The organism is Paenibacillus sp. FSL R7-0179, from assembly GCF_038002265.1.
Classification (GTDB): domain Bacteria; phylum Bacillota; class Bacilli; order Paenibacillales; family Paenibacillaceae; genus Paenibacillus_AQ.
Genome location: NZ_JBBOCC010000001.1, coordinates 1,110,787 through 1,137,167, shown reverse-complemented (window position 1 = coordinate 1,137,167; position 26,381 = coordinate 1,110,787). Strand labels below are relative to the sequence as shown.

Genomic DNA, 26,381 nt, shown 5'->3' with positions numbered 1-26,381 from the left:
TCTGCCTTCTTGAACCTATATATCACTCCATTCTATCAAATGATCCTTCCCCCTGCCTGATGCGGCCAACGTTCCGGTTCATCAGATGCCGGACCACCCTGGTGTAGACGATTTTCTTGATCGGGCTGAGCCCTTGCGGATGAGCCTTGAAGAAGGCATCGGGGCTGTCGTAAATGCCGAAATCCTGAACGATGCCTTCTTTTTGCACGTAGGTGTCATTCTCGTTCCAATAGATATCCGGATTTTGAAAATTATCTGTTGCAGCGCCATATCCGCAGAAGGAACCCGTACACTGTTCAAATTTCTGCTGAAGCTTGGTCAGATAGGGGACATCCAGTATAAATCCCTCAATATTCAACCACCTATCTTCATATAGCACTTCAACCCAGCTATGAATGATCTCCTTGGGGGACAGCTGGTAATACCACCCTTTCATGGCCCCCTTTTGCAGCCTCTTATCAATAGCAAATCCATGCATACGGCATGGTACGCCCACTGCCCTTAGCAACGCCATAAACAGCACACCCTTTGTATTACACTGGCCGTAGCCATCCTGCAATACGTCCGAGGCCGGAATATCGTCCGCCCGGTTGTAGCCAAATCGGATTTCGTCACGAACGTAATTATATATGCCGAGAATCTGTTCCTTCCTGGACATCGAATCCCACCGGCGGCTGTGAACAATTTGCTGGATCAACAGGTGAGAATAGTTCAGCAATTCCGTTTCCTTCAAGTATGCACTCATGGAACACACCTCCTGCACCCATTGTAAGGTTAATGCAGGCTGGAAACTTTTAAAAAGACGCTATCTTTACGGATATCCTTCGCCGTCATGCCCAGCAACTGCCTGCTGGTAGCAGCTAAGTGGGACGGACTGTCAAAGCCTGCAGCCATCGCCGCATCCGTAATGCTGAGCCCCGCAAAAATCAAATAGACGGCCTTCTGCAGCTTGTGCAGCACCATGTACCCACTAAGCGACATACCTGTATTCTCTTTGAAGAGATGCGACAATCTGCTGTTGGACAAGCCTAACTGCCGGGCGTATTGGCTGACAGAGTGTTCGGAGTCGGTGCAATCTTTGATGAGCTGAATAAACTCTCTGATTCTCGGATCAGCAATAGCGGTGTTCACCTGCTCTACGCCCATTAGCATCAGGAGTTGCCCCAGAAAAGAACGATAGCTGTCCGGGTCCTTAACGCCAGCATATTTCTCTTGCACAAATTCGCGAATGCTGTTCATCATTCCTTGCGGAAATACATAAAATTGCTGCCCCTCCAGAATCCGCTTGAAGCTTGCCGCCAGCTCAGAGGTGCTGTCGATCAGAAGGAGCATCAGCGGGTGTCCTGCCTCTTTTAAGCGATGAACAACGTTTGAATTCATAATGATACCTGGACAACGCAAGCCTTGCCCCGCCACCTCAATGTCAAATTCGCCCGTTAATGAGATCGTCACCTGTAAAAAAGAATGCCGGTGCTCTTCCGCATCAATTGAATCGGACACCACCATCAAATGATGCTCCGCTCCATATAAATTCATCATGTTTGAATCACTCCATTCGTGAACCAGGGCCATAACCCTTTTAAAGCTACCTTAACCCATTACTGAATACCCATGAATAAAATTCTTCCTTTTCAGGCTTAATATATTCATACTCTAGTGAAATCGTAGCACTATCTATAAGTTCAATCGCCTCTTGCATGACTTGTTTTGGTGTTTTTTCTTTAACATCAATCTCATATTCATTAATCAGTAACCGTCTTGACGGAATCGTTAAATACATTTTTTCAAGTAATTCAGTATCTACTAAACCTCCACTCTCACGATTAATCATTTGCTTTAGGTTCTGCTGGTAATCACTACAAATAAGCTTTAAAGTTATGTAGTTGAATCCTTTAAATACTTCTGGAATATCTCTTGTCCTGAGGTCATCAAAATCTAATCCGATAATATTCCCATACCCCAGCTTATTGAAATTCTTCAGAAGAACGACTGTATTTGACCATAGAGTCTCTTCTTCCAATTCTCCAGTAATCTCATAATTCCCATCAAGAGTAAGAAATTCAGGAATCATATTTTGTTCTATATACACACTCCTGTAATGTTGAAAAAGCTGTTTTGCTAATGTTGTTTTCCCTACACCACTTGGACCTATGATAAATATAAAATCTCTCATTTTGATTTATCCACCTTCTATATTTAGATTTCAGTTATTCGAGTTTTTCTTGCCGTTTGGGTATTAAAAGTTAAGGAAAATCCAGCTCCAATCTACAATGACGCTGTATGCAAAGCTTTTCTCTTCCCACAATCATAGCAAGAATCAGGTAAAAATTCTCCTACCTGATCAATCTGAACCGGTAGACCAAGTTCACTAAATATAATCGCTGTCAATTTGAAGGTATTTACAGCGGATAACCTTATAGTGTTAAAATATCGGTATGAAGTATTGAGGGTGAAGTTAGGCATGACTGAGTACAAAAATAACATCTTCTTCGGGAGGGCGATGTCGATGAGGGATGCTTCGGAGGGTCAGCAAAAACACGGGCAGCAAGAGCACAGTGTGATGCTGCCATTGTTCTCCACCACGGACAAGAACGGACGGATGACTACGCTTCAGCCTGGACATCGTATAGGACGGGGGGCTCCATTGCTGCCGTGGTTGCTCGCATCCGCTGTACTATGGGCACTAACAGGCTCCGTGCCGTTCGGCGCTCTGCTCGGCCTGGCACCGACACCGGCGATCAGCATTTTCCTCGGTCATCCGGTCACTGTGATCGTCGCCGTGGTGCTGCTCTTCATCTCGATCAATGCGACCAGCAGTTTGTATTCAAGTGCGATTCAGCAGTTTGGACAGACCAGGATAGCTGGTCTGTTCGGGACGCTAGGGGTCACAGGAGGACTCACCGTAATCGCGGGAGCCCTCCTGCTCTGGACGCTAGCCAGCAATCCGTCGAGCCCCTTCAATCTCGAGGCAATAGCAACGTCGCCGACGATCCCCAAAGAGCTCGGCGCCGTCGTCGGAGCTGCCTTCGCCCTCTGGACCGCCATCACACTCCTGCGGTTGCCCGGCTCTATCTCCCACGCCCGGCGGCGTCAGGCGGACATCGAGCGACTCCGCACGGAGGGTTCGTCGTACACCGGAACGCTGACCGCCGTGAATTTTACTAACAGTTGGCTCTTTCATTTCCCAATATTCACGGTTGAGGTAAATTATATCGTTGACGGTGCTCCACGTGTTGTCTCAGCACACATGCGCACCAGCGCCGACCGCGTTCCTGTCGTCGGGTCGCGAATGAACGTGCTGACCGATGAACGCGGAACCACCCACGTGGAGCTGGACGAGAGTGGAGCAGTGTTCGAGCCGGACGCGAGTAAGTATGCCCCGTCGGATGGTTGATTTTACGGCCCAACTTTTTATACGTCTAACCCCTTGCCGCCAACGGGACGGAGCCGAACCGATTCTGTGCCTGCGATTAAAGGACGTGCGCGCTGAATGACGGCCAGCACTTCTTCGTTCTTGAGAGAGCCGGCATGGGCCTCTGCATCGCTCCACAGCTCCGTGACCCAGATCGTATCGGGATCATCTGCGGATTCATTGATAATATAGAGCTCACAGCCCGCCATATCCTTCAAGCTACGCGAAGCTTCCAGCAACAATGATACGAGTTCTTCCCGTTTCCCGGGGCTGGCCGTCAATTTTCCGTACATCGCAAATTTGTTCATATCCACTCTTCATCCCTTCTGATCCTCTGATTTTATTTGCATCGCTTCGTAGTGTTTAAACATTTCCAGGCTGACCTCAGCCATTCGATCGATTAGCATTTGCGGCTCAAGTATCTTGAGAGACTTCCCATACGGAAGAAGAAAGTATGGTACATAGGTTTGCAGCGACAGTTCTCCCAGCTTAAAAAGAGCTTCGCCGGGCTGCCTGCGTTCGATCAGCGCATGACCAAACAGCCAATGCTTGCACAGTTCGTTAAGCGCGTGTTCGTGTCCCTGAAGCCTTACGATGACCAGCGTCTCGGCTTCGAGCGAATCCGGAAGTAAAGAATGCAAGAGGAAATCCCTCGCCGAAAAGGCAGCCGGACGTTCGAAGCGGGTATCCGCCGCCGCCAAACGGACGATGCGATCCACCCGGAAGCTTCGGATCTCTTGCCGCAACCGGCAAAACCCTGCAACGTACCATATCCCTTTCCAATGCACGATGCCGTAGGGGTCGAGGACCCGCTGGCTTGGCGTAAGCTCCGGTCCTTTGGCATAGTCTATGTTCAGCGACTCCCCTCGGGCTGCGGCCTCCTCTAACCGTTTCAGCAATTCAAGCTCTCTCGCGTCCGTTGGTGTCTGGATAACGGCAAGCCCGCTGCTATGTCTGTTAATCCGCTCAAGCTGCTCTTCATTCGTGTATCGCTTCAGCTTATCGACCGCCCAGGAGAGCGCATCCGTGAACGGATAGCCCGCTTCCCGTGCGAAGACGGATCCATGTACGAGCGCCTTCTGCTCTTCGGCATCGAAGAGCAGCGGAGAATCGACGAATTCACCGAGAAGCCGGTAACCGCAATTCGGACCGGCATCGGCAATAATCGGGGCGCCGCTCGCGCACAGTGAATCAATGCACCGGTATACGGTGCGGACATGAATCTCCAAATCGTCCGCAAGCTGCTGCGCCGTCACCCGCTTCCCCGAACGAAGCAACCATAGTATGGACAGCATATTATCCGCTTTTGACAAACCGTTCTTCACTCCCTAGACCATTTATTTCATTGTAATGGAACTTAGATTAAAGGTGTTATCCCTTTCTCGACCCAAGTATCGTAAGTCGGACCGTAAACATCAGGCACTCGAAGTCCGGCTTGACGCATGAGCACGGTCATCTGTCCGCGATGATGCGCTTGGTGCATGATCGTATAACGAAGGGAACCTCCATTCAGCCAAGCTTCCTCTTGAATCATGACCGACTCGCGCAAGGATTCGTCATTCCACTGCGTTTGAACCGCATTCAGCAGATTCTTGCTGATCCGCCGATACTCCGAAGCTATAAATGCAGCAGAATTCGGAGCTTCTTCGCCGCCAGAGGGAGCTTCGAACGCGAGCCCCAAAGCTGTCATGAAGTGCAGCGACCGAACCAGATGCCAGGCGATTTGTCCAAGCATCCGCCGGCCTTCGATAACCTCCTGTCCAAGAGAATCATCCGTAAGTGCATCCATTACGGCAGCAGTTAATTCCGCCTCGTTAGTCCATTCCGCAGCAAAGTCTTCAATCTTTGTAAACATCTTTTGTTCCTCCAATTCATTATTGGCTAACACACAACAAGCATACAAAAAAAACACTGACAGTTACGGTCAGTGTTTTGGACTCAACCTAAAAAATTTATTTGTTTGCTAAAGTTACGGAAAATCCAGCTCCTCATCGATGACACGGAATATCTCCCCACTCCGCACCGGATACCGGGCATCCAGCTCTTCCCACTGCCGTTTCGGTAAAATCAAAAATTCGTGTGTATCCGAAAAATATGAGGCCTCAAACAGCCGGATTTCATATTTGTCCCGAATCAGCTCCTGAAAGCCGCGAATCGTGATGTAGCGGTCTTGCCCGGTAAAGGTAAGCGCAATCGAATGCACTTGTCCATTGTAGGTAATATCCAGTCCTTTGTCCGTAGACGTAACCTCAACCGTTTCATCTGGAAGCCGTTTACCGAACAACCGGATGATCTCCTCATCCTCCTCCCTCCAATCTACAATGACGCTGTACGCAATAGAAAATTGCTCAAGCTGTTGCTCATCTCCTTCAAATAACAATGTCAGCTCACTGTCGCTTGGCATGCTCATCCCGGTATCCTCCTTGTGTTGACTCAAATAATATACTATATAAATAGAGAATAACCTTGTTGATCAGGTCCAAACCAAATGCTCTACAACTTGGTAGAATTTTATTTTTGCATAATCGATTTCTGATACTCCATAGGATGAAAAAAATAACTTGACCCATTGCTCGCCGAAGTTTCTGATAATGCTCTTCTCCGCTACTGCCAAATCATAATAACGGTCCGCAATCCCGCAATTCCCCAGATCAATAAATCCACTTATAGAATTATTAGCAATGATGATGTTCGGCAAGCTGTAATCACCGTGTGTGAATACTAAATCTTCTTTGAGTTCCCGAGAATAATTGTTGACTTCAAGCAGCAACTTTTCAACATTATCCTCACCAAATTTTCTGTGCAGCTCCGTCGAATCAAATTTAATCCCTCTACTCAACTTGTACTGAATAGTGCTCATCAGCTGTTCAAATGAATGATCAAAAGGACAATCTTCAATTGAAACTGCATGAATTCTCCGAAGACCTTGTGCCAATAAAGAGATTATCTCTTCTGTATTTGAAGAATACTGCTTATCGGAAGCTTGAACGCCTGGCAATTCAAGTGTTAATAAATACTCATAATTCCCGATCATACCGAAATCAATAACCTCCGGAACAGGTAACTTATTATATAACCACAATAACCTTTGGGCTTGTCTTTCTAAAGATTCAGCATGTCCTGCTTCCTGGATTTTCAAATATTTATTTACTCCACTTTTACCCTGAATATAATAGGTCTTCGCTGTATTCACCCAAATCAATGAAGCCTCGTCATCTCCAACCAACTCAAGGAATTCAAAGGGTAACCCTTTTTCGTTCAAAACAGGAACTGTAGAGTTTCCGATTGTCTCATCTGTTGTTTTGAACAAGCATACTGTTAAAGAGCCAGCGAAAGTTCCATCTGAAATACTGGGGCAGATGCCAATCCTCATACCCTTTTAATACACCTTGCTCCAGCCAGTAAGACTCTGATTGCCCGCTTTTTACAGCTCCAGCAACATAAGCGATCATTTTCTCCAAAAAACGTATGACATCTGTGATTCGATCTGAATTAGAGATATCTCCGTGCCCCGGAACGACAGTATCGATCTTGAGATCTTGTTGCATGCGTTTAAGGATGCGTATCCAGGCGTACGGATTACCGTAGGGGATGACCGGAATGGTCTTAGCCGATACCAGATCACCTGCAATCAAGGTTCGCTCCTCTGGAACGTACACCACGGCATCACTTAAAGAATGACCGCCTCCGTAAGACAACACTTCAATGGTTCGCTTTGTTCCCCGAATCACGAGTTTGTCGTCAAAGGTTATCGTGGGGACCACCCTGCGAAGGGAAGGGATCGTATCATACAGCGCATGCTGCACGGAAAGATCATAGTCGATTTCAGTGAGCATATGAGGATCTCTGGGCTGTGAACGTTCATGCTGTAGGCTAGTTATTAACTTACGAATGTTTTGTTGCATGGCATCAATATTCACTTCACCCATATCAGCAAGCAAATCTCTTGTCCACACAGTAGATATCAATTCGCTGTTCATAAATTCCTGATTGCCGTTGACATGATCTCCATGGAAATGTGTATTCACTACGTATTTGACCGGTTTGTTCGTTAATTGTTCAGCAGTATGACGTAACAAAGCAGCAGAATTCGGCAGATTAGTGGTATCCACTACCACGGTTAAATCCCCAAGATCAATAATGGCTGCATTCCCCAGAGAGCCGCTGCCGGGAACCGAAATAGCCCCCCAGACCCCCTCCGATGCTTGCTGAATCGTGAAATACTCGTTGTTCATTGTGACACCCCTTTAGTGTTTGTTCCTGTATTCGAATGAGTAACGTTAACTTACAAGTTAGAGTCAACTGGAAGTCAAGAGTTTATTCAGTACAAGGCTGGGGCGAATGTACACATTGGCTTTGAGCTAGCTAAAAGCTGTATAATATCTTTCAATATCAGCTTTCATAAAGGAGGAACAGAAATCCGATGCTCACCATCAGTCAAGTGTCAGAACAAACAGGACTAACTCCTTATACAATCCGTTATTATGAAAAAATCGGGGTGCTACATGAACCCATGCGCAGTAATGGAGGGGCTCGTGTCTACCAAGAAAGCGAGGTTTCCTACATTCAATGTCTAAATAAACTTAAAAAATTGGGTTTATCGCTTGAGGAGATTACAGAATTTACTCGTGAGGGCTGTGTCATGGATAAAATTCAACAAGGGGAGAAACCTTCTACTTATAGTCCAACTTTAAAAAAGCGGATTGAAATCCTTGAGCAGCATCTGATGGTGCTGGAATCCAAGCGGCAAGAAATTGATTACATGATTTCTCTCGCCGCAGAGAAACTTACCCTATACCAAGGACTTACGAAGGAATAAACACAGCTACAAACATATGAGCTTCATCCTGGTTTAAAAAGAGGGTGAGTCATATATTCTCTTGCTTTAATGCATCAATAATATTCTCCTTTTTTATTTTAGCTCCGGAATAAACTACCGCAGAGCTGACAATGACAAATACACACACAATGACATACAGAATGCTTATCCAGGGCAGGGTGAACCCATAGCTGAATTTGTTCGCAAATGCTTTATAGATCAGAACCATCACGGCGAAACTGACAGGAAGCCCATACAAGAGCGACTTGACCCCATAAAAAACACTCTCATAGTTCAGCATTTTTGCAAACCCCTTTGGCGTCGCGCCTACGGATTTCAGCATGGCAAATTCCCGTTTGCGAAGAGCCAGCCCTGTTGAGATCGTATTAAAGATGTTCGCAACGGAAATCGCAGAGATTAATACGATAAAACCGTAAGAAAAGACGTTCATCAGCAGAATCCGTTGTTCTTCTTTTACTCTGGATTGATATACATTGTAGACATTCAGATTGGTCTCATTCATCGCTTCAATTTCCTGCTGCGTTTTCACCGGGTCCGTGCTTTTCAAATGGAGGTACATCGGAGCGTTAGCCAGCTCCTCGCCGTCTGCCAGCCGCTTCATGACGCGTTCCGACACGATCATATTTAACCCGCCTACGCCTACCGGGCTCATCCCCATCGGTGCCTTATCCGTCAATGCAGCAATTATCACTTGATTTGTCTTCGTTTCTTCCCCGCTCGCTTTAAAAAAACTAGTTAGCTCGATAGGTTGTCCGATATTCGCATATATGGACTTCGTCTGAATATATTTCCCCGTATCTATATCCTTGTAATGAATCCTATCCATCACGATTGCGGCAGGATGATCCAGATCCGTAAGCTGTTCGTAATCTGCGCCTACCGCTCTGGCATAGGCTTGCAGGCTCGAATCATTCAGTGCATAGAGCTTAATGTCGTAAGGGTATTTCCCGTCTTGCAGCATACTCTTATCCTGCTTAACCTTCTCCTGCAACTCGTCGGCGATGCTTGCTGCATCGACCCAAGCGTTCCTGACTAACTCATGACTCACGTTGTATTCCGTGATGCCATCCAGAGATACAAGCGATTGTATCAAGCGGTCATCTAGTTTTTCGCCATTACTGGACGACACTTCAATATCGTAATCGATGCCTTCCAGCGACAATGCCAGAGATTGTGTCAGGCCAGCCGTGAAAAACGATATCGTCAAAAACAAAACGATGCTGATGACAAGCGAAAAAAGAATAACATGATATCTTCGTTTGTTCCTTTTTAAGTTTTTTAGCCCGATTTCTGCTTCAATTCCGAAGAGCTTACGAATGATCTCGGGCGTCTTCACAGCTTTGGCCGTAAGCTTTACGTCAGTGGTTTGGCGAATCGCATCCATGGGAGATACCCTGGATGCTTTAACCGCCGGGAGATACACCGAAACGAAAATCGTCAGCATCGAAACAAGACAAGTCATCAAGAGCAATAACGGCGTGACGATCAGCCTCAGCTTTTCACTGGTCCATAATGCCCCTTCAATCATTGTGTTCAGGAACGAAAAGGTGATTCCGATTCCGGCAAGACCGCATAAGATGCCAATGGGAACGCTGATCAAACCAATGACGATCCCTTCAAAAAATACTGAATTTCGCTTCTGCCTTTTCGTCGCCCCCACGCTCGCGAGCATCCCTAAATAGCGGGAACGTTCCGAGACGGATATCGCAAAGGCGTTATAGATGAGTCCAACCGAACCAATGATAATGATCCCAATAATGATTGCCGATAATGAGAACATCATGCTGGATGAGGCTCCGCTGCTGGACAAGCCATAATAATGAAGCAAATCATTATTATATTGGACAGTGTTAATTTGGTTTTTCTCAGCCAGCTTCTCCGCATGTGCGAACAAGAACGGACTGACCTGCTGCAAGACCACCGACGCATCAACCCGGTCATCCCCCCCGATGATTTGATCATCGACATAGCTAATGATCGTATACGCCGGGGCCCAAGCCGTTTCCGACACCGGACGTTTAATGAAACCTACCACCGTATAATCCCTAATTACGCTATGCTGTAATGTCTCGGTCAATGTGCCGTCTTTCCTGCGAAGCGGTGCCGTCTGATCCAGGGGATGATCGCCCCCTTGTTCGAATCGGTCGCCGACGCGAAGCGTTAGACGATCGCCGATTTCGTACCTCACTTTGCCATTTGTTGCAACAGACTCGGAGATTACAACCTCCTTATCCGTGTGCGGAAGACGTCCTTTGCTTATTTCAATCTGAAATTGTGTGAACCCTTGCACATCATATTCCTTAACGAACAAGTACGGCTTATTGGGATTTTGTCCTCCTTCTAACGGGGCATACCCAAGGTCTCTTGTGATGGCAACCGTTTTGGTTGCATCATCGCCTTTTATCGCCGCAAGCTGTTTCTTGGTTATATCCTGATACTGAACATGCCACTCCCCTGTATCCGAGACCGTTTGTCTGATCATTAAATCCGCAAAGGAAAAAATAAGCGTAATGACAGCGGTCATCATGGATACCGAAATAATTACGCCAAAAATAGTCATAAGTGTTCTTCTCTTGTTCTGCTTCAGATGCCGGATGGTTAATGTATTGACAATATTCATCGCCTGATCACCTCGTTTTTGGCAATCCTCCCATCTTCAATCGAAATGATTCTGTCGGCTTGCAGGGCGATCCGTTCATCATGCGTGATTACGATCAGTGTCTGATGATAGGTCTTATTCAGCATTTTCAATAAAACGATGATCTCGCTGCTATTCCTGCTGTCCAGATTTCCGGTGGGTTCGTCGGCCAGCATGATCGCAGGATTGCCGATGATCGCCCTGCCAATCGAGACACGCTGCTGCTGTCCACCGGATAGCTGATTCGGCAGATGGTTTAACCGATGCTGCAAATTCAGCGTATTCACAAGATCAGCCAATTGCTTTTGATCTACCTTTTGTTGATCCAGCAAGAGCGGCAGCGTAATATTCTCTTCCACCGTCAGGACGGGAATCAGATTGAAGAACTGGTAGATCAGCCCGATTTGCCTGCGTCTGAAGATGGCCAGCTGCGTTTCGTCCAAGGTATACATATCCGTATCCTGAACATACACTTTCCCGCCAGTCGGCCGATCTACACCGCCCAGCATATGAAGGAGTGTCGATTTCCCCGATCCGGAAGGTCCGATAATTGCGACGAATTCACCTTTTTGGACCGAAAAGGAAACATTGTCCAGCGCCTTCACCGCCGATTCGCCCGTGCCGTATATTTTGGACAAATTTTCAATGGTTAAAATCTCCATTTCCATCCCTCCTTCCTTAGAGGCTCAATTCCAGGAATAGACCATCTCTCTATATCCCACATCCCACAGGGTTTCATTCCCCTCAATGGTTATCTTAAGCTCATTAGCCCCGGTGAGATAAAAAATCCTATTATCCGGCTCATGGAGCTGATCTTCTGCAGATACAGACAGGAGCTCATTCCCGTCAACGGTAACCTTAAGGCTGCCCTGAAAATCCTTATGATCAGGAATTCCATAATTCAAGTTAAGATACAGATCGCCCTTATTGCTTAGCGAATAGGTATAGGTTTCCATATTTTTACCTTCGATGCCATACACATTATACTCGGGTGTCACGTCTTGACCGCCAATCTTAAGGCTGCCCTTTTGGGTTCCTGTTATTCGATTTCCGGTACTATCTTCCCATTCGTTTATTGCTACAAAAGGGGCCAACTCTTTGGTGAACACTTGACCCACTACTCCGAAGACCCCCCACACGCCGAGCATTAATACAGCACTGGCAATTGCCGTAGCAGTGATATTTCTCCAGTAGTTTTGTGTACGGAAGCCAATCTTGTAGCCCCCGAATCCAATAGCAGCGCCCACTGCGTTCGTTATGACGTCGTTCGTGTCAAAGCTGCCGAGGAATGTTAGGGCCTGGATGGTCTCCAGCACAAGAATGGACAGAATAAACCCTGTCATGAAGCGAACAAAGCTGGTGCGGTATAACAACGGAAACAGTATGCCAAAAGGTATGAAGGCTGCAATGTTCCCAATACCTACCAAGTCCATCACGGTCGGATGTAGAAGATCGGACAGACCCGGCACTCTAAAAAAATCGTCCGGCAAAAAAATAAAGGTGTACTGACTGGATTGATCTACAGTATCCGCTCTGCCGAAAGCAAAAAACATAAAAAAAAGAATAATCAGGGTGTAGCCTATCGTGATCATAAAAGTAATCTTGCGCTGCTGCTTCATTTGCATGGTTGTACCTCCATCGTTCATCTGATAAATATCATTTTATCTGTCTAAAATGACTTTACAGTGACGATGGAGGTGACAGTTCAGTCACTTACGGAGTGCTGTTAAATCACATGCTTATAAAATTTGATCCGAAACTCTGTACCCTTCCCGCTGTCGCTCGTTACATCAATCACGCCGTTCTGGCTTGCAATGATGCTGTGAGCCATCGCAAGCCCTATACCGATGCTTCCTTCATTAGCATTCTTTCCTTTATAAAAACGTTTGAATATATAAGGCAAATCCTCTTTCGGAATGCCCTCTCCGTTGTCAGCAATAACGATTTCCGTAAATAGCACATTGCCGGAAAAAGTGATGGTAATCGCACCTCCCTCAGGGGTATGCTCCACTCCATTCTTCAAAATATTGATAACCGCTTCAGCAGTCCAATGGAAATCGCCGTTAAAAGAGACGTTGTCATCCCCTGTGATGGAAACGGTCTGTCCCTTAATATCCATCGGAATCATAACCGGCTCCAGTGCCTTTTGGATTAGGGTTTTTATGTGTATTCGATCTTTTTTGAACGGGATCGTTCCCGCATCCATTTTCGCCAGCTTTAATAAGGATGAAACAAGCCAATCGATCCGTTCAAGCTGAATGCGGATATGATGGGTGAACTCCGTTCTTTTGAGTGGAGGCAGATCAGGGGCGCTTAACAGATCTGCCATGACTGTCATAGAGGTGATCGGTGTTTTGAGTTGATGTGAAATATCGGAGATGGCATCGGTCAGTTGAAGCTTATCCTGCTGCAATAGCGAACGATGCTCGGAGAGCATGCGTGTCACCTTGTAAATATCATTCTTTAAGATGCTAAGCTCACCTTCTTGATTATCGCGAGGGTCAAGGGAGGCCTGCCCGCTGCTAATCTCCCGCAAATAGACGGACAGCTTCTCTAGCTCGTAATACCTCCGTTTTGTGAATATTACAGCTGTGCCGGTAAGCAGCACGGATACAATAATAACCAGGGCAGCGGCGGCAGACGAAATGAAAGCAGCAATGACGATCGCCAATAAGCTGATCGAACCCATGACGAGTAATAATAGTAGATTTTCCCGATTACGCAGCATCTAATCACCAACCTTATAGCCTAAACCGCGTACCGTTTTGATCAGAGCCGGCTGCTCCGGATGATCCTCCAGCTTTTCCCTTAGCCTTTTGATATAGACCGTTAACGTGTTGTCATTCACGAAGTCGCCGGCCACGTCCCAGATTTGCTCCAAGAGCTGATTCCTGGTGAGGACCTGTCCAACGTGGTTGCCAAAGATCAGCAATAAGCGGTATTCCAAGGCGGTTAGCGAAATTTCGGCACCGTTTTTATATACTTTGCCTTCCAGCGTATGGATGCGCACATTGTCAATGTCGATGACGGCTCCGGCGTGGGACAGCTTCTGGTATCTCCGCAAGACGGATTTGATCCTGGAGAGAAGCTCTCGAACCCGAAAAGGCTTAGTAATATAATCATCGGCTCCCATATCGAGTCCCATCACGACATTGACCTCATCATCAATCACCGTTAAGAAAATGACCGGAATATCCCGCCGTTCCTTCACCATCTTGCATAATTCATAGCCAGTTCCGTCAGGAAGCTGTAAATCGAACAGGCACAAAGTGAACTGATCGATGTCTTCGGCGAGCACCTTTCGGGCTGAAGCGGCATTATGGCAGAGAACAGCCCGATAACCCTCTTGCTGCAGCGAATATTCCAGTCCCGACGCGATCGTCTTATCATCTTCAACTAATAATATTTTCATCTGGAGGTCATCCTTTACACAATCTCTTTATTGAAATGTCCTCTCGTATCCGTTTCCGGATTAAAGACAGCATGATGCATGGAGCCATTTAATTTGCCTGAGGCGATACGAATGACCTCTACAACCTGCTCTTTAGATTCAACGGTGAAGTTTAACCGGAGCGCCTCGATTCCTTTGAGGTCTGGCAGCTCATCCAGCAGATTAAGCGTCTTCCCATTAAGGATAGTCGCTGTACAATCCTCATGGGATAGGATAGGGAACGTTCCTTGCTCATCTTTTAACTCATAGCTCTTCGTTCTGCATACTTTGCATTGATTCATTTTTCTCATCGGACAATATTTGGTGAACATCAACGGAGCTCTGCCATACACAATCATTTCCAGCGCAGGAGAACCGTCATTTTCTTCAACATAAGCATTCATTAAATCTTCAATCTGGCTCTTATTCATTTCATAAGATAAAGTGACCCGCTTGGCACCTAATTTATATAGTTCATAGCAGCTAGTAGCATTAATAACATTTAGAGAATAGTCCGTAACGAACGGATTGGTTCCTCTGTAGTGATGAATTCCGCCATATCCTCCGATCAGCAGCTGCCCTTCTTGTTCCTGATAATCATTCTGGTTTCTTCTAACCACATTGTCAAAATAAATTTCCGTAATTCCACAGCTCACGCAAGCATCATACTGTTCCTTAGTCGTTACAAAAGCCGTGAGGTATGGTTGTACAGGGGCAAAGCTTATTTTTTCTTTGGCTTCTACAGCCTTGGTTCTTTTCTGCTGGCTGTTAAGCTTTAAATCATATAAGCCCAGGACAATCTCTCTTCTTGCTGCATTTAACAGTTTAGCTGGAATAAACGCATTGCCTTCCTCATAATCGACCTGATTGAGTTCGAATATCGTATCGTTTAATCTGGAGAATTGCTTGATAACCTGGTCTTTGGTGGTTGGATTAGTAATGGCTTCGCCTAGTATTTCCTCACTTTCATAGGAATAATTAAAGCCTAAGCCCTCCGCCTCTATGAACAGCTTTGAATCTGGATATGCATATACTCTAAGATCCAGGTCAAACCGCTTAAATTCTTTTTCCAGTGAGGCTTCTAATTCTTTATTGTAGAAATAATCCTTCGTTTTATAGACCACATCTCCCGCAGACATCTTTTCTTTGACTTTGATATAGCAGACACCATCTGCTGTGTTGATTAAGTCGCCGTCTTTGTTGTACAGCTTGGCAACCGTCAAATTAACATCTTCATTGTCATGATTTATCCGGATGGTATCATTTTGATTCAAAGTACGTGTAAGTGTGATTTCATACCTGTCCTTCTCAATCCTGCTAATGGTTCCAATCTCATAACCAAAGTGATTAGGTCTTGCGATGTTTGTAATATTTCTCCGGTCCTCGTGGAACAAATATCCTTTGGTAAAGGTCCGGTTGAATGTTTTTTTCAGATTTTCTTTGTCTGCTTCGGTGATTTTATGATCTAAGGCCATGCGATATTTGGATACCACATTAGCCACATACGTAGGCACTTTCATCCGGCCTTCTATTTTCAGAGAATCGATTTCTTTTAGATCATGAATGTAATCGATGGTGTTCAAGTCCTTAGTGGATAAAATATAGCTATTGCCTAAAGATGTACCTGTTGTCTGATCCATCAGATCGTATTCCTTACGGCAGGAACCCACACATCTTCCGCGATTTGCGCACCGAAAGCCGCTTAATCCTGACATTAGACAGTTTCCTGAATAAGATACACATAAAGCACCGTGAACGAAAATTTCTAAAGGGATGTCCGCTACTCTTTTGATCTCTTTGACTGTTTCAATCTTAACCTCACGGGATAGAACCACTCTTTTCGCACCAAGCTCTTTGAATAATAAAGTTCCGTCTAGATCGTCTATTCCCATCTGAGTGGAACAATGTGCTTCCATATCATGAAAGTTTTTAACGATATAATCGAAAGCCGTCAGGTCCTGGACGATAATGCCATCCACACCGATTTCATTTAATCCGCGGATCTGCTCTTTCATCTCTTCCACTTCGTTTTCGAACACGATGGTATTCATGGCAACATAGATTTTAACATCCCTCAGGTGTGCATACGTAACAGCCTCTTTTAACGTTTCCAAGTCAAAATTAGATGAGTATGCGCGTGCACCAAATTTTTGCATGCCTAAGTATACCGCATCACAACCATTGGAGATTGCAGCTTTCAAAGCTTCCATATTGCCTGCTGGCGCTAATAATTCAGTCATAAATGATCCTTACCTCCTGCTTCTTTAACACTATAGCCCTAATCCCTGTAGTACAGACACAACAACTACTCAAACTTAGCACCATTGATCATAAAATAAGAACTACACCTTAAGCTACGGCAAAAAGCACAAGCGAGTGGCTTGTGCATGATTCTTGCGGGCTTATTTATTGAGCTGCCTGGTTAAGGGCGCTTAAGAATGTCTCAACGGGTTGTGCGCCAGAAACTGCATATTTTCTGTCAATGACAAAGAAAGGGGCTCCTGTTATTCCTAACTGTTTGGCTGTAGCTTCATCTGAACGCACTTCGTTGGCATATTTGGATGAATCCTGGAGAACGGACATTGATTCTTCCCTGTTCATTCCAACGGATTCTGCAATATCTGCTAATGTAGCATAATCGCTAATCAGCTTGCCTTCCGTGTAATAGGAATAGAACAGCTTCTCGGATAATTCCTTGTCTTTACCAACCGATTTGGCATATTGGGTAAGACGATGAGCATCAAACGTATTGGTGGGCTTCATTTCGTCTAATTTATACACCAGATCCATCTTCGCCGCTTGTTGTCCAAGCTTAGCATTTGTTTCTTTTGCTTGCTCTATACTCATACCATGCTTCTCCGAAAGGACTTGATGTATATTTTTTCCTGAGTACAAGGATGCTTGCGGATTAAGCTCAAAGCTTCTATATTCAATCACCACTTCATTCTGATGAGCGAATTGCTCCAGTGCAGATTCTAACCGCCGTTTACCAATATAACAGAATGGACAAGCATAATCCGACCATATCTCGATTTTCATTTCGAAGCCTCCTTTTTTTGAGCTTATTTGTTATAGACGATAGGCATTTTTCTAATCAATTGGTTGTCGCGGGTGGCAGCGTACATGATTTTAGCAACATTTTCTCTGGAAACCGATAATTTTGCCGGTTTATCACCAAATGAATAGTCATAAGATTGTCCTTTGTATTTAATATTGGGGTTAATAATTCGGACAACTGTCCAATCCAGGTTCGATGGTTTAATGATTCCTTCCATTTTCTTCATCTCTGCATAACCGTTTGGAAGGAAAACTTTGGCCATTACACCTGGAAGTATCGTCGAAAGGTTTTTCTTATCGTCACCCGATTGCAAAGCCGGCGTCGCAAGTGTAATTAACCTTGTTTTGTTATGTTTCTTCATAGCCCTAATCATCAGTTCGTGTCCCTCCGCAATCGGCGTCCCTTTAAGCTTTCGTGACATATCGGATGCCGGGCCTAGTGTGCTGATTACGACATCTGATTTAGCAACAGCCTCTTCAATGGTTGAAGCATTCGAAAGCTCCCCTTGTACAAAGCTCAAATTGGGATGTTTGAGGCTAATTTTGTGGGGATTTCTAACATATGCCGTAACGAAATCTCCGTGATCTAGAGCTAATTGTGTCAGCAGCTGCCCGATTGCACCACTTGCACCAAAAATGGTGATATTCATATTCACACGCGATCCTCAGTTATAAATTCTTCTACTCTGTCTCTCTTGGTATACATGTCGTACCAAATATCAGCGATTTTGTCTTGAACTCCTGAGTTCGGCTGCATCCAGATTCCGATCGAAAGGTGACCCGCATACACACCTTTGTCCGCTAATTCGCTGTTCAAATTAAAGATATAATTACGAAGCCCTGATACTGCAATTCCAACATTGCCCATCATCGGTACCGGGTGGATTGCAGCGCCTCCAGTAGTAAATAATAAGGCACCGCTTTGCTTAGCCAGCATTTCCGGCAGCACTTGCCGAACACTCGATAGCGCACCTAAAACATTAAATTGAAATTGGTATAACGCATTTTCTTCGGTTACCTCTAATGTTGGCGCTACGGTATTGAAGCTCGGCGTTGGACTGTATTCAAGAACATCAATAAATCCGTATTTCTCTTTAATTGCGGCGAAGGCCCCCTCGATTTCTTCTTTATTTAATATATCCGCTTGAAATGGAGCGGCTTCAATTCCCAATTGTTCTAATTCACTAATCAGCTGGTTCAGCTTATCTCCATTTCGGGCAATAAGAGCTACGCGAAAGCCGTTTTGTCCGAATTTCTTCGCAATGGACATTCCTAAACCTGCTCCTGCACCAACAATAGCTATAGTTTTCATTTCATATCTCCCTTTCAATTTAAATTAATGGTCAATAAGATAAATAATGGTCAATGTGTTGTATATTTATCTTGTGTTTATTATGATTAATATAAGGTCAGCATTCAATATTTAATATTTCTGATTTTGAGAGATAACATGCAATTTCAGCTCAAATGTCGTATATCTAACAAAAAATTTAAGGGAATGAGTCCTAATGAATAAAAAAACTGATTTGCGTATCATTCGCTCCAAACATTCGATCAAAAAAGCGTTTATAGAGCTTCTTACGGAAAAGGGATACGAAGGAATTACGATTCAAGATATTGCCGATAAAGCGATGATTAACCGGAATACCTTTTACCTTCATTATCAGAACAAACCCGATTTGTTAAATGCATCTATGGACGAATTAATCGAAGAACTAAAGAGTACACTCAAGCAATGCTCAAGCAGCAAAACTCCGTTAAGCGGTTCTATGCTTGAACAACTAATGCAAACCATCCTGGAGAAAATCCAGGACAATATCCCTTTTACAAAGCATTGTTAGTGGATGAGAATAGAATTTATGGTTTTCAGTCAAAAATGGAGGAAATTATAAAAAACACAGTGGAGGATGGCTTGGATGATGCTCCATTGAAGATTTCAAAGGAATTATTACTCCAATATATCGCATCTACTTTTATGGGTATTGTGGTGTGGTGGGTTAAAAATGATTTTTCCTATACCCCAAAGGAACTCGCTTCTCAATTTGGTAAAATTCTGACTCAAGGACATTTCAAAGCCGCAGGTATTCCAATCAATGATTAAGTGAAAAAATTTGATGTCGGTATATAAAAAATGGCCTTCGGTTGGAAGACCATCTCCTAGATTAAGTTATTGTTTGTTCGATAGTACGTTATCAAGAAATTGATCAGCGTCGCTATTAAACTTCCAATTCACACCGAATTTATCAATTAGCGTTCCAAAGCACGAAGACCACGGATAATTGGTTAACGGCATGGTGACTTGCCCACCAAGGGACAAACCATTAAAGTATTGCTCCAGTTTTTGCTTATCCTCGATGACTAGACTGATCAGAATATTATTCCCTTTCACCAGCTCGCCCGTCACCGCCTTCATGGAAGGCAAAATGTCGGACATCATAATTTTCCCGCCTGCGAATTCGATGGAAGACTCCATGATCATATTTAACTCATTTTCTGGCATTGGGTAGTTTGGATCTTGCGGGATATCCCCAAATCTTACTTTTTTGACTTCAGTTGCGCTTAAAGCCTCCGAATAAAATTCAATCACTTGTTCTGTATTTCCATCAAAGTTTAAATATGCAATAGCTGACATAAAACATAACCTCCCTCTTGTTATAAACGTAGTATAGTTCATAAGAGGTGACAGCTGTATGTCACCGTTTCATGCTAAAGTCAACTAGACTATAATCGTTAGGTAAAGGAGTGAAGATTAAATGATAAAATCATTTTTAATGTTGGGTCAATCTAATATGGCAGGCCGTGGATTCTTGCATGAAGCCGACCCTATATATAATGACAAAATAAAAATGCTGCGTAATGGACAGTGGCAGATGATGACAGAGCCGATTAATTATGACCGTCCGGTTTCCGGTGTAAGCCTGGCGGCATCTTTCGCCGATGCCTGGTCAAATGCCCATTCGGATGAAGAAATTGGTTTGATTCCTTGTGCAGAAGGTGGCAGCTCTTTGAAGGACTGGCATCCCGAGGGCATCCTTTTTCAGCATGCTTTGTCCGAAGCCCGCTTCGCCTTGCGGTCCAGTCAGATCTGCGGAATCCTGTGGCATCAGGGTGAGAGCGACAGTTATCAATCGCTGCATAAAACGTATTACGACAAATTAACCTATATCATCGAGACCCTAAGAAACGAATTGAATCTTCATGAGGTGCCGCTCATCATTGGCGGACTTGGTGATTTCCTTGGGAAGACGGGTTTTGGACAGCAAGCGACAGAGTATAGACAGGTCAATGAACAATTGCAGCGCTTCGCTGACGAACAGGCAAATTGTTATTTCGTAACGGCAACAGAGTTGACCGCGAATCCTGATGGCATTCATATAAACGCAGTCTCGCAACGCAAATTCGGCTACCGCTATTTCGAAGCTTTTTCGAACAAGTGTCATGTCCTAGATCCCCTTCCGGGGGAAGGGCAATCGCTGAAAATGGAGCGCAACTATTCGAAAACAGAACAGATCTACCTTCATAGCATGGATTTGGCTTTGGGTAAAATCTCTTACGCGGAATTCGAGGCGCAGATGGTGAAGGTTATGCAGCCTTGATCCCGTTAGCTTAACGGGTCTACTGATCAGTTGACTTGAAGTATGCTCCAACTTATAGAATCAGTTGTGTTAAGAAAGCCAACTCATTCTAATGTGAAAAGAGGGGTCCATATGGAACGTGTAAAGACAGTCTTAATTACAGGGGCAAACAAAGGCATTGGTTACGAAACGGCAAGACAATTGGGAGCCATGGGCTTTACGATCCTGCTTGGTGCGCGAGACGGCGAGAAAGGAAGAGAAGCGGCAGCAAGCTTAAACAAAGCGGGTGTGAGTGCCCGACATCTTCCGCTGGATGTAACCAACCAACAGACGCTTGATGCTGCGTTCAAGAGCATTAAAGAGGAGTTTGGATCGCTGAACGTTCTGATTAATAATGCTGGAATATCCAAGGACGGGGGCGTCTCCCCCAGTCAACTGGAGATGTCTGTATTGAAGGAAACCTTTGAGACCAACTTCTTCGGCATGTTTGCAGTGACGAGAACCTTGCTTCCCTTATTAAGAGAACGGCCAAACGGCAGAATCGTCAACCTTTCGAGTGGCCTGGGTTCACTAACTATAAATAACGACCCCAAATCGGAATGGTCCCGTTTTAATTTACTGGCCTATAATAGCTCCAAAACAGCCGTTAATGCTTTAACCGTTATGCTCGCCAAAGAATTCAAGGATACTTCCCTTAAGATCAATGCTGCTGATCCTGGTTATACGGCCACCGATCTCAATCGTCATACCGGTTACCGATCGGTCCAGCAAGCCTCCGAAATTGTAGCACGCCTTGCGACACTTCCCGAGGATGGGCCAACAGGAGGCTTCTTTGACGACAATGGCGAAGTTCCATGGTAACCAAAGAATAAGGAGATGATCGCGATTAACTCCATCGAACAAGCTGCGCACGTAACAGGTTTAACGAAAGATACGATCCGATACTATGAGAAAATCGGCTTGCTGGGTATCCTATTTTTAACCAGACTGAAGGCCACGGGAATGACGATAGAAGAAATGAAGCGATATCGGGAGCTTTCAAGCCACGGTAACGATACCATTCCTGAAAAAATGTCTATGCTAGAAATGCATAAGCAAAAGATCCAAAATGAAATCTCTAGATTAATGGAGGTTCAGAAGATCATCGAATATAAATTAGATCACTATCATGAAATCATACAGGATCCGGATTTTAACGATACGGAATTTACTCCTACTCTTAGATAGAAAAGGCAATTGCCATAATCCAGGCTTACTTTTGATACGATTCAGCTTAACGGGTCTATCGGCGAAAAAGAGGGCGGCCTGGAAGGCCGCCACTGTTGTTTATACTATGAATAGATAGGCTTGCTTCATAATGATTCTTTATAATAATTCCTTCAGTACATTTTTAGCCACACGTACCTTCTCCTCATTGACCTCCCGGAGCATGACTACCATATCCTGAATATCACGCTCTGCTGCGGTAACCATAAACTCCTCTCCCTGGTACGCAAACAACTGAAGGATATTCACCTCAAGCGATTCTGCAATCTTATGTAAATTCAATAAAGAAACGTTCTTCTCCCCACGTTCAATCTGCCCTATGTATGAAAAATGAAACCCGCCAATCTCCCCAAGTGCCTCCTGCGACAGGCCCCGCTCTTTCCGCAGAGCACGAATCCGGGCTCCCACCTGCTTCAATATTTCCTTATCCATCACCGTATTCACCTCTCCATGTCCAAAGTGTAGACAAGTTTCCTTAAGGTAAACACCAATTAATAGATATTATTATTTATTATAATACCTATAAGTATTATAATAGGTGTGATACTTTTCCAAAAGAATATTATAGGAGGCTTTCTCTATGGGAAGAAGCTTGCAAGAGAAAATCAATGAGTATACAAAGCTTGCTCAATTTCAGATGAAGTTAGCTGATATTATGAGAAATCACAAGCAATACAAGACTGCGTTCTTTCTCTGTCATTCAGCCCTCATCTCCATGATTCGTGCGTTATACATTTATGAGCATAAGACAGAGTTCGGCTCAGAGATATCATTAAATGATCTCTTACTCCTGATACATACCGACTATCACCCTGGGCTTGAGATTGTGGTGTTTGTGGGTGAACTGAATTATCTCGTTAATGGAGAAGGGAAGGAGTTGGAGATGATAACGGACGAGGATATGAAGAGAGTGATGAGACGGGCGGGCCAGGTTTTGGAGGAGTTGTGTTGGAGGGTGGGGATGTAGAGAGGAGGCCATGATAGCGAGGAAATTACCTTTTTGCACTGATGTGAATTACTTTCCATAATCAAGAAGAGTCAGACCCGCTATATGTCTGACCCTAACTTTCCGCTTACTACTTATGATACGGTTCAGCGCCATGGCTGAAGTCGCAAGTTGTGCATGCTAGTTACAGCGACAAATTTCTTTATTAAAGATATTTATTTGTTACGCCTAGATAGCCTTGGTCTTACGGCAGCTCGGATAATTCCTTTTGGTTTATTGCTTTAAATTCACCAAAAACATTTGGTACTTAAGAATCTATAGTTTAGAACTCTCAGTATAAAACATTGACTCTATCTTCAAAACCATGTAATTTCCACTTCTTTAAGACAATCAATTATAAAGCTTTCAGTATCACATTCAAGATGAATTCGAAATTGCCCATATCTCTCATAGTAATCAAAGAACGCCTCAAGACCACCATTTTTTCCATCTGTCATCCCAATAATAGTGTAACTATTATTAAAAATCATTTCTATTAAAACATAAGATTCCATTTCACTTAAATTCACCTTTACATTATTCTCAAAATCTATGTATTTGGGCTTATCAAACCACTTAAATAAGGCAGAACATTTTTTTATGGCTTCCACAACTTGGCGAAATTCCTGTGGATCTGAAAATAGCTTTCCTACATGAGGATATAATATTGATCCACCCTCTGAACGAAGCTCAGCAACGCCAACAAAAATAAAACTTTTTGATTTTTGTAATGGAATACTTAGTATCGTACCTGCTATATGAACATGCAGATTATTAATATCAACGTATTCTACTGTTATAAATCTTGTTTGCTTCCATCCCATATCTACCAGACCTACTTTAGTGCCTATGGGACTTTCTGTGGGGAAGAAGCTGTTTTTATGCTCATTAAAGAATAATGAGAAATAGATTTGGGATTCCAAAACTTTCCTTTGCTCTGCATAACTTATGGCACAACCAATCAGTGATTGATAGTTAAGCTCATCTCGTAATAAACATTGTTGAAAATAGTAAATTGCATCCTCATACATATGTAAAAATCTATACAATTCACCCTTATGACCATATGCTTTATACATTTCTGGTTCCAATTCTATTGCACGATTTACATGATATAAAGACTCTTTTAAAACCATACTATGCAAATAACATACACTTATATTTAAATGTGCAGAGCTAAAGCTATCATCAAGTTCTAGGCACTTTTTATAGGACATTATAGCCTCGGAATTGGAGTTATTCCTCATATGGCTATAACCGAGGTTATAGTTTGCTTCCGGCGTTTCTTTGCAAGTCAAAGCCAATTCAAACTCAACTATAGCATTTGAATATTTTTCTAGTTGGGCTAAACATTCTCCCTTTACCATGTGAGCTTCATAATATAAAGGATTATTAACTAAAATACGATCGCAATAACCTATTGAGTTAGAATAATCATGCAACATTTCATGTAATAAAGCACATTGAAAGAAAATATTATCCTTATGATAAATCATTGCAAGTGCTGAGTAGATATCCAACGCATCTTGAAATTGTTCTTTCTCGATATGCTCATTAGCCACCAATAGTTGCTCTTTTATAGGTTTCAATACATCTTCCTTTGTTTCTCCCAATATGGACAGAATGCTGGATGGTTCAAAAAACTCCGTATCGCCTGAAATATTTTTACCAGCTTTAATTTCATTATCTTTCATAGAGTATGTGTCCATTACCCTAATTAACTCATCCAAGGTGATTTGATTTCTATGAACTCTTAATTGCTGCATTAATACTTTAAGATGGTTTAAGCAGTCTGGGATGTTAATTTGTTTCTTATTCTTTTCACACCATGTCCATAAGCTGAAAAAAACCATTGAATCAGCACTGTGTTCGGAAACCACTTTAAAATCACTTGATAAAAAGGTATCTTCCCACTCTTCCATGTTACTTTTTTTGAGTTCCACCTTAAAGTCGGTAGTGAATCTTTTTTTTAAATCCGAACCCAAATCAGAATTGATAGCATTCTGAAAGAAATCTCGTTTTCGGATTAATTGCTCGGCATCTTCATAATAATGCGTAGTCACTATAGAAAGCTTATGATGAGGGGCCTTGTAGGAATGCTGGAACAGTTGTTTAATGTCAGCTAACTTTAGTCCATTCTTTTTTACTTGAGCAGCTATAATTGTATCTTCCAGATGCAATGAGAAGTCATTAATCATTTCAATTCCTAAGCTCTTTATAAATACACCTCGGTTTAAACTTTCAAATAGGCAAAATAACGCGCATAAGTCTTGGTAATTGTACCCTAGGGAACCATACGCGCCTCCGGCCAATTGAGGGCTAAAATATGAAGGATTATCCATACTTACCTCCTAGAAAACGAGATCTCGAAACTATGTGCATCCGCTAACTTGTTAATAGCTTGGGGCGGATCAGGCTATTGCATCCATTTATATGTCAGTATGCGTGTAGGAATGAATACTTCATTATATCCCTCTTACTACTGCTGATAAGACCATGACTGATAGGATGGATTCACCACATTCCCTGCAATGGTTATTTTCTATCATTCTCCAAAAAGTCAGAACACTGCTACTATAAATGATCAGGTCAATTATCCCTATAGATACGTATATTTATCCTTCTTATCATATGGAATTTTACCCGTATACTTGGCTTCATTATTCTTCAGCTTAGCGTGGATAACTTCATTTAATATTGAGATCTAATGACTGGGAAAAGAACATTGCGTAAGCCAGTACATCTGATAGCTTATAGGCGATCTGCTCCTTCTTGAATTGAACCTCTACCTCCAAAGCTTCCACTGGAAAATCTGCAGCACTCCAAAATTTCAATACAAATCATTTAGATTGTGAAATTGCTCCAAATTCAGATTTTTACGGAAAGCCAAGATTCGTTGTAATAACTCTTCGTTCCTTTAGATACTCCTATCTCAGCAAATTGAGTTATGAAATCAGTTGAACAACGTTAGTTAAGCAATAATAAACAACGCAAAAAGAGACTGTTCTCTCCTTGCATGGAGATACGCCTCAGAATGGTTAGGTCAAGGCCACGCTTTGGCCTTGAAAACAAGTGCACGTAAACAAGAGCGGTCATCATGCATTAGCTTATGTCCTGCTCCTATCGTTTCCCTTTAACTCTTCTCCAATATTATTTGAAAGACGCCTCATATACCCCA

Annotated in this window: 29 protein-coding genes; 8 read left to right on the top strand and 21 right to left on the bottom strand. The window is 43.6% G+C overall.

The genetic code is table 11. The annotated features are described in order from the left end of the window. Nucleotides 1–22: 22 nt before the first annotated feature. Genes MKX63_RS04965 through MKX63_RS04955 form a run of 3 tightly spaced genes read right to left on the bottom strand, consistent with a single transcriptional unit; the run spans nucleotide 23 to nucleotide 2,173 of the window. Entirely contained in the window at nucleotides 23–733 is a 711-nt protein-coding gene (locus tag MKX63_RS04965) for a transglutaminase-like domain-containing protein (protein ID WP_341015654.1), read from the bottom strand. Nucleotides 734–774: 41 nt separating this feature from the next. After that, nucleotides 775–1,539, bottom strand: coding sequence for an AraC family transcriptional regulator (locus MKX63_RS04960; protein ID WP_341015653.1), 765 nt, complete (start codon nucleotides 1,537–1,539; stop codon nucleotides 775–777). Between the two features lie 46 nt (nucleotides 1,540–1,585). Continuing rightward, nucleotides 1,586–2,173 (bottom strand): hypothetical protein, encoded by a 588-nt coding sequence (locus tag MKX63_RS04955; protein WP_341015651.1) that lies wholly within the window; start codon nucleotides 2,171–2,173, stop codon nucleotides 1,586–1,588. A 288-nt stretch (nucleotides 2,174–2,461) separates the two neighbouring features. Between MKX63_RS04955 and MKX63_RS04950 the strand changes: the two genes are divergently transcribed. Further along, nucleotides 2,462–3,394: a hypothetical protein gene (locus MKX63_RS04950; protein WP_341015649.1), complete on the top strand. Its 933-nt coding sequence runs from the start codon at nucleotides 2,462–2,464 to the stop codon at nucleotides 3,392–3,394. 17 nt (nucleotides 3,395–3,411) lie between these two features. Here MKX63_RS04950 and MKX63_RS04945 read toward each other — a convergent pair whose 3' ends face one another. The 6 genes from MKX63_RS04945 to MKX63_RS04920 form a co-directional block, all read right to left on the bottom strand. Then, complete coding sequence (locus MKX63_RS04945; RefSeq protein WP_341018519.1) at nucleotides 3,412–3,720, bottom strand: putative quinol monooxygenase; 309 nt, start codon at nucleotides 3,718–3,720, stop codon at nucleotides 3,412–3,414. A 9-nt stretch (nucleotides 3,721–3,729) separates the two neighbouring features. Then, nucleotides 3,730–4,725 (bottom strand): helix-turn-helix transcriptional regulator, encoded by a 996-nt coding sequence (locus MKX63_RS04940; protein ID WP_341015648.1) that lies wholly within the window; start codon nucleotides 4,723–4,725, stop codon nucleotides 3,730–3,732. 44 nt (nucleotides 4,726–4,769) lie between these two features. Then, nucleotides 4,770–5,267 carry a DinB family protein gene (locus MKX63_RS04935; protein ID WP_341015645.1) on the bottom strand — a complete coding sequence of 166 codons (498 nt, stop codon included), beginning with the start codon at nucleotides 5,265–5,267 and terminating at the stop codon, nucleotides 4,770–4,772. A 114-nt stretch (nucleotides 5,268–5,381) separates the two neighbouring features. Then, complete coding sequence (locus MKX63_RS04930) at nucleotides 5,382–5,822, bottom strand: hypothetical protein (RefSeq protein ID WP_341015643.1); 441 nt, start codon at nucleotides 5,820–5,822, stop codon at nucleotides 5,382–5,384. A 63-nt stretch (nucleotides 5,823–5,885) separates the two neighbouring features. After that, nucleotides 5,886–6,722, bottom strand: a complete 837-nt coding sequence (locus MKX63_RS04925; RefSeq protein ID WP_341015641.1) for an APH(3') family aminoglycoside O-phosphotransferase — start codon at nucleotides 6,720–6,722, stop codon at nucleotides 5,886–5,888. After that, nucleotides 6,703–7,647, bottom strand: coding sequence for an MBL fold metallo-hydrolase (locus MKX63_RS04920; protein WP_341015639.1), 945 nt, complete (start codon nucleotides 7,645–7,647; stop codon nucleotides 6,703–6,705). The genes MKX63_RS04925 and MKX63_RS04920 overlap by 20 nt, the downstream gene beginning before the upstream one ends. Nucleotides 7,648–7,835: 188 nt before the next feature. On the opposite strand from MKX63_RS04920, the gene MKX63_RS04915 reads away from it, so the two are divergent. Continuing rightward, nucleotides 7,836–8,231 (top strand): MerR family transcriptional regulator, encoded by a 396-nt coding sequence (locus tag MKX63_RS04915; protein ID WP_341015638.1) that lies wholly within the window; start codon nucleotides 7,836–7,838, stop codon nucleotides 8,229–8,231. A gap of 49 nt (nucleotides 8,232–8,280) precedes the next feature. On the opposite strand, the gene MKX63_RS04910 is transcribed toward MKX63_RS04915, so the two are convergent. The 9 genes from MKX63_RS04910 to MKX63_RS04870 form a co-directional block, all read right to left on the bottom strand. Continuing rightward, on the bottom strand, nucleotides 8,281–10,872 hold the full coding sequence (locus MKX63_RS04910; protein WP_341015637.1) for an FtsX-like permease family protein: 2,592 nt from the start codon (nucleotides 10,870–10,872) through the stop codon (nucleotides 8,281–8,283). Beyond that, complete coding sequence (locus tag MKX63_RS04905; protein ID WP_341015636.1) at nucleotides 10,869–11,552, bottom strand: ABC transporter ATP-binding protein; 684 nt, start codon at nucleotides 11,550–11,552, stop codon at nucleotides 10,869–10,871. The genes MKX63_RS04910 and MKX63_RS04905 overlap by 4 nt, the downstream gene beginning before the upstream one ends. Nucleotides 11,553–11,576: 24 nt before the next feature. Continuing rightward, nucleotides 11,577–12,515: a VanZ family protein gene (locus tag MKX63_RS04900; RefSeq protein WP_341015635.1), complete on the bottom strand. Its 939-nt coding sequence runs from the start codon at nucleotides 12,513–12,515 to the stop codon at nucleotides 11,577–11,579. Nucleotides 12,516–12,616: 101 nt separating this feature from the next. Continuing rightward, the gene (locus tag MKX63_RS04895; RefSeq protein ID WP_341015634.1) at nucleotides 12,617–13,618 is read right to left on the bottom strand and encodes a sensor histidine kinase; all 1,002 of its coding nucleotides are present in this window, start codon (nucleotides 13,616–13,618) and stop codon (nucleotides 12,617–12,619) included. Then, entirely contained in the window at nucleotides 13,619–14,302 is a 684-nt protein-coding gene (locus MKX63_RS04890; RefSeq protein ID WP_341015633.1) for a response regulator transcription factor, read from the bottom strand. A gap of 14 nt (nucleotides 14,303–14,316) precedes the next feature. Beyond that, nucleotides 14,317–16,560 carry a U32 family peptidase gene (locus MKX63_RS04885; protein WP_341015632.1) on the bottom strand — a complete coding sequence of 748 codons (2,244 nt, stop codon included), beginning with the start codon at nucleotides 16,558–16,560 and terminating at the stop codon, nucleotides 14,317–14,319. 166 nt (nucleotides 16,561–16,726) lie between these two features. After that, complete coding sequence (locus MKX63_RS04880) at nucleotides 16,727–17,359, bottom strand: DsbA family oxidoreductase (protein ID WP_341015631.1); 633 nt, start codon at nucleotides 17,357–17,359, stop codon at nucleotides 16,727–16,729. Nucleotides 17,360–17,382: 23 nt separating this feature from the next. Next, entirely contained in the window at nucleotides 17,383–18,027 is a 645-nt protein-coding gene (locus MKX63_RS04875) for an NAD(P)-dependent oxidoreductase (protein WP_341015629.1), read from the bottom strand. Nucleotides 18,028–18,029: 2 nt separating this feature from the next. After that, a complete protein-coding gene (locus MKX63_RS04870) occupies nucleotides 18,030–18,689 on the bottom strand; it encodes an SDR family NAD(P)-dependent oxidoreductase (RefSeq protein WP_341015627.1) in 660 nt (219 codons plus the stop codon). A 196-nt stretch (nucleotides 18,690–18,885) separates the two neighbouring features. Here MKX63_RS04870 and MKX63_RS04865 point away from each other — a divergent pair, with 196 nt between their 5' ends. Both MKX63_RS04865 and MKX63_RS04860 read left to right on the top strand, forming a co-directional pair. After that, entirely contained in the window at nucleotides 18,886–19,218 is a 333-nt protein-coding gene (locus MKX63_RS04865) for a TetR/AcrR family transcriptional regulator (protein WP_341015626.1), read from the top strand. Then, on the top strand, nucleotides 19,218–19,478 hold the full coding sequence (locus tag MKX63_RS04860) for a TetR-like C-terminal domain-containing protein (RefSeq protein WP_341015623.1): 261 nt from the start codon (nucleotides 19,218–19,220) through the stop codon (nucleotides 19,476–19,478). Before MKX63_RS04865 ends, MKX63_RS04860 begins: the two co-directional genes overlap by 1 nt. A gap of 66 nt (nucleotides 19,479–19,544) precedes the next feature. On the opposite strand, the gene MKX63_RS04855 is transcribed toward MKX63_RS04860, so the two are convergent. Continuing rightward, the gene (locus MKX63_RS04855) at nucleotides 19,545–20,009 is read right to left on the bottom strand and encodes a VOC family protein (RefSeq protein ID WP_341015622.1); all 465 of its coding nucleotides are present in this window, start codon (nucleotides 20,007–20,009) and stop codon (nucleotides 19,545–19,547) included. A gap of 121 nt (nucleotides 20,010–20,130) precedes the next feature. Between MKX63_RS04855 and MKX63_RS04850 the strand changes: the two genes are divergently transcribed. The 3 genes from MKX63_RS04850 to MKX63_RS04840 all read left to right on the top strand — a co-directional run bounded on the left by MKX63_RS04850 (nucleotide 20,131) and on the right by MKX63_RS04840 (nucleotide 22,179). Beyond that, nucleotides 20,131–20,973 carry a sialate O-acetylesterase gene (locus MKX63_RS04850; RefSeq protein ID WP_341015621.1) on the top strand — a complete coding sequence of 281 codons (843 nt, stop codon included), beginning with the start codon at nucleotides 20,131–20,133 and terminating at the stop codon, nucleotides 20,971–20,973. Nucleotides 20,974–21,084: 111 nt separating this feature from the next. Further along, nucleotides 21,085–21,813, top strand: a complete 729-nt coding sequence (locus MKX63_RS04845; protein ID WP_341015620.1) for an SDR family oxidoreductase — start codon at nucleotides 21,085–21,087, stop codon at nucleotides 21,811–21,813. A 15-nt stretch (nucleotides 21,814–21,828) separates the two neighbouring features. Next, nucleotides 21,829–22,179, top strand: coding sequence for a MerR family DNA-binding transcriptional regulator (locus tag MKX63_RS04840; RefSeq protein ID WP_341015619.1), 351 nt, complete (start codon nucleotides 21,829–21,831; stop codon nucleotides 22,177–22,179). A gap of 138 nt (nucleotides 22,180–22,317) precedes the next feature. Here the strand turns inward: MKX63_RS04840 and MKX63_RS04835 are convergent, their stop codons facing one another. After that, complete coding sequence (locus tag MKX63_RS04835; RefSeq protein ID WP_341018518.1) at nucleotides 22,318–22,653, bottom strand: helix-turn-helix domain-containing protein; 336 nt, start codon at nucleotides 22,651–22,653, stop codon at nucleotides 22,318–22,320. A 145-nt stretch (nucleotides 22,654–22,798) separates the two neighbouring features. Here MKX63_RS04835 and MKX63_RS04830 point away from each other — a divergent pair, with 145 nt between their 5' ends. Beyond that, nucleotides 22,799–23,185, top strand: a complete 387-nt coding sequence (locus MKX63_RS04830; protein ID WP_341015617.1) for a hypothetical protein — start codon at nucleotides 22,799–22,801, stop codon at nucleotides 23,183–23,185. A gap of 335 nt (nucleotides 23,186–23,520) precedes the next feature. Here the strand turns inward: MKX63_RS04830 and MKX63_RS04825 are convergent, their stop codons facing one another. Beyond that, on the bottom strand, nucleotides 23,521–25,545 hold the full coding sequence (locus MKX63_RS04825) for a tetratricopeptide repeat protein (protein ID WP_341015615.1): 2,025 nt from the start codon (nucleotides 25,543–25,545) through the stop codon (nucleotides 23,521–23,523). Nucleotides 25,546–26,381 lie beyond the last annotated feature (836 nt).

Coding starts and splice junctions, on each gene's coding strand:
- MKX63_RS04960 (WP_341015653.1), bottom strand. CDS start 1,539: ATGATGAATTTATATGGAGCGGAGCATCATTTGATGGTGGTGTCCGAT.
- MKX63_RS04955 (WP_341015651.1), bottom strand. CDS start 2,173: ATGAGAGATTTTATATTTATCATAGGTCCAAGTGGTGTAGGGAAAACA.
- MKX63_RS04950 (WP_341015649.1), top strand. CDS start 2,462: ATGACTGAGTACAAAAATAACATCTTCTTCGGGAGGGCGATGTCGATG.
- MKX63_RS04945 (WP_341018519.1), bottom strand. CDS start 3,720: ATGAACAAATTTGCGATGTACGGAAAATTGACGGCCAGCCCCGGGAAA.
- MKX63_RS04935 (WP_341015645.1), bottom strand. CDS start 5,267: ATGTTTACAAAGATTGAAGACTTTGCTGCGGAATGGACTAACGAGGCG.
- MKX63_RS04930 (WP_341015643.1), bottom strand. CDS start 5,822: ATGAGCATGCCAAGCGACAGTGAGCTGACATTGTTATTTGAAGGAGAT.
- MKX63_RS04920 (WP_341015639.1), bottom strand. CDS start 7,647: ATGAACAACGAGTATTTCACGATTCAGCAAGCATCGGAGGGGGTCTGG.
- MKX63_RS04915 (WP_341015638.1), top strand. CDS start 7,836: ATGCTCACCATCAGTCAAGTGTCAGAACAAACAGGACTAACTCCTTAT.
- MKX63_RS04910 (WP_341015637.1), bottom strand. CDS start 10,872: ATGAATATTGTCAATACATTAACCATCCGGCATCTGAAGCAGAACAAG.
- MKX63_RS04905 (WP_341015636.1), bottom strand. CDS start 11,552: ATGGAGATTTTAACCATTGAAAATTTGTCCAAAATATACGGCACGGGC.
- MKX63_RS04900 (WP_341015635.1), bottom strand. CDS start 12,515: ATGCAAATGAAGCAGCAGCGCAAGATTACTTTTATGATCACGATAGGC.
- MKX63_RS04895 (WP_341015634.1), bottom strand. CDS start 13,618: ATGCTGCGTAATCGGGAAAATCTACTATTATTACTCGTCATGGGTTCG.
- MKX63_RS04890 (WP_341015633.1), bottom strand. CDS start 14,302: ATGAAAATATTATTAGTTGAAGATGATAAGACGATCGCGTCGGGACTG.
- MKX63_RS04885 (WP_341015632.1), bottom strand. CDS start 16,560: ATGACTGAATTATTAGCGCCAGCAGGCAATATGGAAGCTTTGAAAGCT.
- MKX63_RS04880 (WP_341015631.1), bottom strand. CDS start 17,359: ATGAAAATCGAGATATGGTCGGATTATGCTTGTCCATTCTGTTATATT.
- MKX63_RS04875 (WP_341015629.1), bottom strand. CDS start 18,027: ATGAATATCACCATTTTTGGTGCAAGTGGTGCAATCGGGCAGCTGCTG.
- MKX63_RS04870 (WP_341015627.1), bottom strand. CDS start 18,689: ATGAAAACTATAGCTATTGTTGGTGCAGGAGCAGGTTTAGGAATGTCC.
- MKX63_RS04865 (WP_341015626.1), top strand. CDS start 18,886: ATGAATAAAAAAACTGATTTGCGTATCATTCGCTCCAAACATTCGATC.
- MKX63_RS04855 (WP_341015622.1), bottom strand. CDS start 20,009: ATGTCAGCTATTGCATATTTAAACTTTGATGGAAATACAGAACAAGTG.
- MKX63_RS04850 (WP_341015621.1), top strand. CDS start 20,131: ATGATAAAATCATTTTTAATGTTGGGTCAATCTAATATGGCAGGCCGT.
- MKX63_RS04845 (WP_341015620.1), top strand. CDS start 21,085: ATGGAACGTGTAAAGACAGTCTTAATTACAGGGGCAAACAAAGGCATT.
- MKX63_RS04840 (WP_341015619.1), top strand. CDS start 21,829: ATGATCGCGATTAACTCCATCGAACAAGCTGCGCACGTAACAGGTTTA.
- MKX63_RS04830 (WP_341015617.1), top strand. CDS start 22,799: ATGGGAAGAAGCTTGCAAGAGAAAATCAATGAGTATACAAAGCTTGCT.
- MKX63_RS04825 (WP_341015615.1), bottom strand. CDS start 25,545: ATGGATAATCCTTCATATTTTAGCCCTCAATTGGCCGGAGGCGCGTAT.